General features: G+C 69.3%; 5 protein-coding genes. 3 read left to right on the forward strand and 2 right to left on the reverse strand.

Translation table 11 applies throughout. The annotated features are described in order from the left end of the window. The first annotated feature begins 337 nt into the window (after nt 1-337). A complete protein-coding gene (locus tag FV217_RS21540) occupies nt 338-1,234 on the forward strand; it encodes a metal ABC transporter substrate-binding protein (protein WP_246683099.1) in 897 nt (298 codons plus the stop codon). A gap of 242 nt (nt 1,235-1,476) precedes the next feature. Continuing rightward, the gene (locus tag FV217_RS21545; protein ID WP_147820555.1) at nt 1,477-3,633 is read left to right on the forward strand and encodes a methyl-accepting chemotaxis protein; all 2,157 of its coding nucleotides are present in this window, start codon (nt 1,477-1,479) and stop codon (nt 3,631-3,633) included. A gap of 110 nt (nt 3,634-3,743) precedes the next feature. Here FV217_RS21545 and FV217_RS21550 read toward each other — a convergent pair whose 3' ends face one another. After that, on the reverse strand, nt 3,744-3,998 hold the full coding sequence (locus FV217_RS21550; RefSeq protein WP_147820556.1) for a hypothetical protein: 255 nt from the start codon (nt 3,996-3,998) through the stop codon (nt 3,744-3,746). Nucleotides 3,999-4,275: 277 nt separating this feature from the next. On the opposite strand from FV217_RS21550, the gene FV217_RS21555 reads away from it, so the two are divergent. Continuing rightward, on the forward strand, nt 4,276-4,911 hold the full coding sequence (locus FV217_RS21555) for a hypothetical protein (RefSeq protein WP_147820560.1): 636 nt from the start codon (nt 4,276-4,278) through the stop codon (nt 4,909-4,911). An 18-nt stretch (nt 4,912-4,929) separates the two neighbouring features. Here the strand turns inward: FV217_RS21555 and FV217_RS21560 are convergent, their stop codons facing one another. Next, a complete protein-coding gene (locus FV217_RS21560; RefSeq protein WP_147820558.1) occupies nt 4,930-5,535 on the reverse strand; it encodes an urease accessory protein UreE in 606 nt (201 codons plus the stop codon). Nucleotides 5,536-5,869: the final 334 nt, after the last annotated feature.

Consider the following 5,869-nt stretch of genomic DNA (forward strand, 5'->3'; position numbering starts at 1 on the left):
CCGGGATGTCGTTGAGCTCTTGGGGGTACGGTACCGAGAGGATGCCGCGCGCCGGCGAGCCCCGCCAGCAGAACCGCAACGATCACACGTCTCGACATGGCCGAACCTCGTCTCACGAGAAGGGACCCCACCCAGGCCCGGATCCTACGCAGGGCCGTGTATCCGGCATGTGTCCGGCGGATTGCCGAGGGTTCACAATCAAACCGGGATACCGCGGCACCGGGATTGGCAGTGTGATAATGTTACATTACAGGGTCACGATGCCACGGGAGCAGAGGGACCGATGACGGCGAACGGACGAACGCGGATCGGGCCGGCTGCGGCGTGGCTGCTCCTGATGCTGGCCGTGCTGGTGCCGGCCGCCGCCTCGGCCGATGACCGGATCAGGGCGGTGGCGACGTTCTCGATCCTCGGCGACCTCGTGCGGCAGGTCGGCGGCATGCGCGCGGAGGTGACGAGCCTCGTCGGGCCGGACGCGGACGCGCACAGCTTCAGCCCCGCCCCCGAGGATGCCCGGCGGCTCGCCGCCGCCGACATCGTGTTCGTCAACGGCCTCGGCTTCGAGGGCTGGATCGAACGGCTGATCCGGGCGTCCGGCACCAAGGCTCCGGTGGTCGTCGCCTCGCAGGGCGCCAGGACCATCGCCGGCTCGCGCGACCCCCACGACCAAGGCCATGACCACGGGCACGACCACGGCGCGGCGGACGATCACGCCGACCCGCATGCCTGGCAGAGCGTCGCCAACGTCAAGCTCTACGTCGCCGCGATCCGCGACGGGTTCTCGCGGATCGATGCGCCGCATGCCGCGCTCTACGCGGAGAACGCCAGGGCCTATTGCGAAAGGCTCGACGCCCTCGATGCCGAGATCCGCGAGACCATCCGCAGCATTCCCGAGGCACGCCGGCGCATCATCACCAACCACGATTCCTTCGGCTACTACACCGACGCCTACGGCCTGCGCTTCATCGCGCCCCAGGGCGTCTCGACGGAGAGCGAGGCCGGCCCGAAGGACGTCGCCCGCATCATCCGGCAGATCCGCCAGCAGAAGATTCCGGCGGTTTTCCTCGAATCCATCGCCGATCCGCGCCTGATGCAGCAGATCGCCCGCGAAAGCGGGGCAAAGCTCGGCGGCAAGGTGTTTTCGGATGCGCTGAGCGGAGCCGACGGACCTGCCCCGGACTACATCGCGATGATGCGCGCCAACCTGCGGGCGTTCCGCGAGGCGCTGGGGTAGCCGCCTCCGTCATCGCGCGTCCAAGACGTTGCGATTCGCAGTCGAGCGCCGACGATGCGGGTGGAGGCCCGGATGCCTTCGCTGAAAGCGAGTAGAACGATTTCCCTGTCCAGGCAGTATTTTTCCGAGAGGCGGTGAGGATTTGCGTCTCACAGACACATCCACACAAGCAGAAGGTGCATGATTCACCGAAATTTCACGTCTTCGTATCAGATGAAAATAGATAACATCTGAGAACAGACATGACTTTTCTTTCCAAGCTGAGTGTGCGTCTTCCTGCGGCCACGATCGGGCTGGCCCTGTTGAGTGCCACGGCCATGGGCGGGTTCAGCTGGTATTCGGCCAAGAGCGGGCTCGTCGCGGCCGCCGACGAGCGGCTTCAACTGGCGGCGACCTTGCGCAAGGACGGGATCGAGCTCGTCGCGGACCGTCTGCGCGCCGATTTCCTGGCGACGGCCATCCATCCGCAGATTGCATCGAATTTTCCGGATCTCATCGAAAATCTCGATCCGGCCAAGCCCGACTCCGCCAAGATCGTCGACGCGTTGCGGGCCCTGACGACCCCGGAGGCCAGGATCGCGTTCGACCTGGGCACGACCGGGACCATGTACGGGCGCCGGCATGCCAAGGTGCAGGACATGGCGCGCAAGATGATCGGGCAGGTCGGATATGCCGACCTGATGTTCCTCGATGAGAACGGCCGCATCGTCTACACGACGACCAAGGACGAGGATTTCGGGAAATCCGTGGCCGACCCCGCCCTGCAGGGGACCGGCCTCGCCCGTCTCGTCGCGCGCCTGAAGGCCGCAGCCACGGATTCGGACCTGTTCGAGGATTTCGCGGCCTATCCGGTGGGGACCGGGCCGTCCGCCTTCATCGGCATGCCGATGACCAAGCGCGCGAACGTCGCCATGGGGACGGCCCAGGCGGCCGAGCGCATCGGGTTCATCGTGTTGCGCGTCACGCCGGCCCTCTTCGACCAGACCCTGTCGAAGCGTGCCGGCCTCGGCGAGACGGGCCAGGTCCTCGCTACCGGGGCCGATGGGCTCCTGCGCAGCAACCCGCCCTTGGACGAGGGCACGAAGGCCGGCGCACCCCTGACCACGCTCGGCATGCGCGCCTCGCAGATCACGGGCGGCGCCAGCTTCGCCTACGCCGCACCCGACGGCCCGCACCTGGCCGCCACGTCGCCGGTCAGCGTGCTGGGCGCGTCCTGGACCATCGTGGCCGAGCAGAGCCAGGGCGAGGCCGTCAGCGCGGTGGAGACGCTGTCGCGGACCCTGACCATGATCGGCCTGTGCATCCTGTTCGGTACGGCCGTGCTCGGGCTGCTGCTGGCCCGCTCGATCGTCCGTCCCCTCGGGGCGTTGACGCGGGCGCTCGCATCCCTCGCCGCCCGCGAAACCGTGGCGGAGGTGCCGGGAAGCCGCCGCCGGGACGAGATCGGCGACATCGCCCGGGCGGTCGTGACCATCCGCGACGTCTCGCTGGAGGACGCCGCGCAGCAATTGCAGACGACGGAGGCCGTCCGCCTTCGCGAGGAGCAGGCCCGTCGCACCATGCTGCGCGACCTCGCGGATCGGTTCGAAGAGACCGTGGGCGGCATCGTCGGAGAGCTCACCGGCGCGGTCGAGGGGCTGCAATCCTCCTCTGGCATCATGGGCTCGGCGGTCGAGGAGACGTCGCAGCGCTCGACGAACGTCGCCAGCGCAGCGCATCAGACCGCCGGCAACGTGAACGCGGTCGCATCCGCGGCCGAGGAACTCGGGACGACGGTCCAGGAGATCGGACGGCAGGTCGAGCAGGCCGCCGGTCTGTCGGCGAGCGCCGTCCAGGGCGCCCTGAGCACCGAGCAGACGATGGCCGCCCTGGCGACGGCTGCGACCCGCATCGGCGACGTCGTCGGCCTGGTCTCGACCATCGCCGGCCAGACCAACCTGCTGGCCCTGAACGCGACGATCGAGGCCGCGCGTGCCGGCGATGCGGGCCGGGGCTTCGCCGTCGTCGCCGCCGAGGTCAAGGAACTCGCCGGTCAGACGACCCGCGCGACGGACGAGATCGCCCGACAGGTCGCCGCCATCCAGACCGCGACGCATGGGACCTCCGATGCCATCCGGGACATCACCGCGCAGATCGAAGCCATGAACCGCGTCACGACCAGCATCGCCGCCGCGGTCGAGGAGCAGGGTGCCACCACGCAGGAAATCGTCCGAAGCATGGTCCAGGCCTCGAACGGCACGAGTGAGATGACGACCGACATCGCCGAGGTCGCTCGGGTTGCGGACGAGGCCGGATCCGCCGCCGCGTCCGTCGCCCAGGCATCGGACCAGCTCGCGCTCCAGTCCGGCCAGCTTCGATCGGAGGTCGAGCAGTTTCTGGCCAACGTGCGGGCGGCTTGAAGCCGACTGTCTGCGCCGTTCTCGCCGGGATCCGTGAGAGATTCTGGCGACGCGGCACGGGCGAGAGGCGGTCGCGTGGACCGCGACGCCTCTCGGGATCGTGAACCGGATCAGACCAGCTTCGGCTCGCGCTCGCGGGCCGGGGTGCGGCTGAGGTTCTGGATCACGCGCGGCGGACGCCCGGCCTTCTCGGCGATCTCGGCTTCCTGCTCCTCGATCATGGTGCGCGCCGGCTCGTCGCCGTCGAGGCCGCCGAGGATTTCCATCGGGATGCGGCGGTTGGAGGCGAGGCTGCCATCCTCGAAGACGACATCGAACAGAACGAACCCGCGCTCCTGCGGCTTCGACTTCACGCGCTTGGCCATGGTGGGGGTGTGACTCGTACGATCGGTCGCGGCCACGAAAAGGGGCCGGCGACACTGGGACGTCCTGAAGGACCTGAGAGCGCGAGGGACCGGACCGGATCCGGGCCTCGCTTCGGGCGCCTGCATAGCGCCGCCCGCCGCCGCCGCCTACCCCGGAGGACACCGGGTCTGCTAGTCACGCCCGGCCACGCTTCAAACTCGCTCCGAATTGCCCATGCCCGACACGACCGCCTGGACCGAAATCGACGTCGGCGCGGTGCCGGGCACGCCCGACACCATGCGGCTGATGCGGCGCAGCGACGGCTTCACCATCATGGTGGGCAAGTGCGAGCTGATGAGCGACCTGTTCTGCGCCTCCGAGCGGGCGCTGGCGACGATCGCCTGCGACCATCTGCGCGACAGGCCGGAGGCCCGCATGCTCATCGGCGGGCTCGGCATGGGCTTCACCCTCGGCGCCGCCCTCGAAGGGCTCGGGCCGCAGGCGAGCGTCGTCGTCGCCGAGCTGGTGCCCTCCGTCGCGGCCTGGGCGCGCGGCCCGCTGGCGCATCTCTTCGGCGGCAGCCTGGACGATTCGCGCGTCGAGATCCGGGTCGAGGACGTCAACCGCGTGATCCAGGCCGCGCCCGCCGCCTACGATGCGATCCTGCTCGACGTCGACAACGGCCCGGAGGGCGCGACCCGGCGGCAGAACGACCGCCTCTACGACGCATGGGGCCTCAAGCGCGCCCGCTGGGCGCTGCGGCCCGGCGGCATCCTCGCCGTCTGGTCGGGGCACCCCGACCGCAAGTTCAAGGCCCGGCTGCGCCGCACGGGTTTCGCGGTGGAGGAGATCCGCATCCGCTCCAACATCACAGACGGGCGGCGGCACGTCCTGTGGATCGCGACGCGGATCGAGGACCCGAACGCGGCCTGAGACGCCCCTTTTCGCGCTTCAGTGGTCGTGGTGGTCGTGCCCGGCGTGATCGTGATCGTGCGGCTCATGGTGGCCGTGATGCGCATGCCCGTGTGCATCATGGCGATGGCCGTGACTATCCAGGGCAGCATCGTGGGCTTGCCCGTGGTCGTGGTGGTGATGCGCGTGATCGTGGCTGTGGTCGTGCCCGCAGGTGCTGTGGTCGTGGGCCTCCTTCTCGGGCTTGAAGGCGCGGGTGACAGGGCTCGCAGAGCAGCCCGAACCGCGCACCAATTCCGCCGCGCTCTCAGGCACATAGAGGACATCGGGGCCGACCTCCGCCGGCACGTGGCTGCCGCCGAGCTGCCAGGCGAGGCGGACCAGCCGCGCCGGATTGCCGGCGCGCACTTCGAGCAGCGCCTCCTCCGCCGCCTTCACCGCGACGAGCCGGCCGTCGTCGAGGCGGAAGGCGTCGCCGTCCTCGACCTGCACGGTCTTCTCCAGGGCGAGGTCGAAAACCGTTCCGCCCGAGGCACTTAGCCGGCCCGTCGCAGCTTTCCGCGCGGCATGGTCGAGCACCACGGCGTCGACGACCTGCTCCGGCCGGACGGCGGCCTTGCGGACGATCAGGGTGGCTTTCGACATCGGATCCTCGACGATTTCGGTGTGTTTGCGCAACAGCTTGGGCGTCAGATGGCGCGTCGCGCGGGAAATGTCATGCCCCGCGCGCCCGCTGCCCCAATCTTGACCGTATCGCGTGACCTGCCTGCGTGAGAAGGCCGGTGACGGCCTCGAGGTACGCCACGGCGAAAACGGCCGGGCGGGCCGATGCACAAGGGAGTCGTACGACCATGAAGAAGATCACAGCGGCCATCCTGGCCTGCACCCTGGCGCTCTCCGTCGGCGCCTGCAACACCCCCGGCGAACGCGCGCTGGGCGGCGGCGCCCTCGGCGCCGGCCTGGGTGCTGCGGTCGGCGG

The sequence above is a fragment of the Methylobacterium sp. WL9 genome (assembly GCF_008040035.1).
Taxonomy (GTDB): Bacteria; Pseudomonadota; Alphaproteobacteria; order Rhizobiales; family Beijerinckiaceae; genus Methylobacterium; species Methylobacterium thuringiense.

Bases quoted from the DNA above. Each gene is read 5' to 3' on its own strand.
- FV217_RS21555 (WP_147820560.1), top strand. From the start codon at position 4,276: ATGCGGCTGATGCGGCGCAGCGACGGCTTCACCATCATGGTGGGCAAG.
- FV217_RS21545 (WP_147820555.1), top strand. From the start codon at position 1,477: ATGACTTTTCTTTCCAAGCTGAGTGTGCGTCTTCCTGCGGCCACGATC.
- FV217_RS21560 (WP_147820558.1), bottom strand. From the start codon at position 5,535: ATGTCGAAAGCCACCCTGATCGTCCGCAAGGCCGCCGTCCGGCCGGAG.
- FV217_RS21540 (WP_246683099.1), top strand. From the start codon at position 338: ATGCTGGCCGTGCTGGTGCCGGCCGCCGCCTCGGCCGATGACCGGATC.
- FV217_RS21550 (WP_147820556.1), bottom strand. From the start codon at position 3,998: ATGGCCAAGCGCGTGAAGTCGAAGCCGCAGGAGCGCGGGTTCGTTCTG.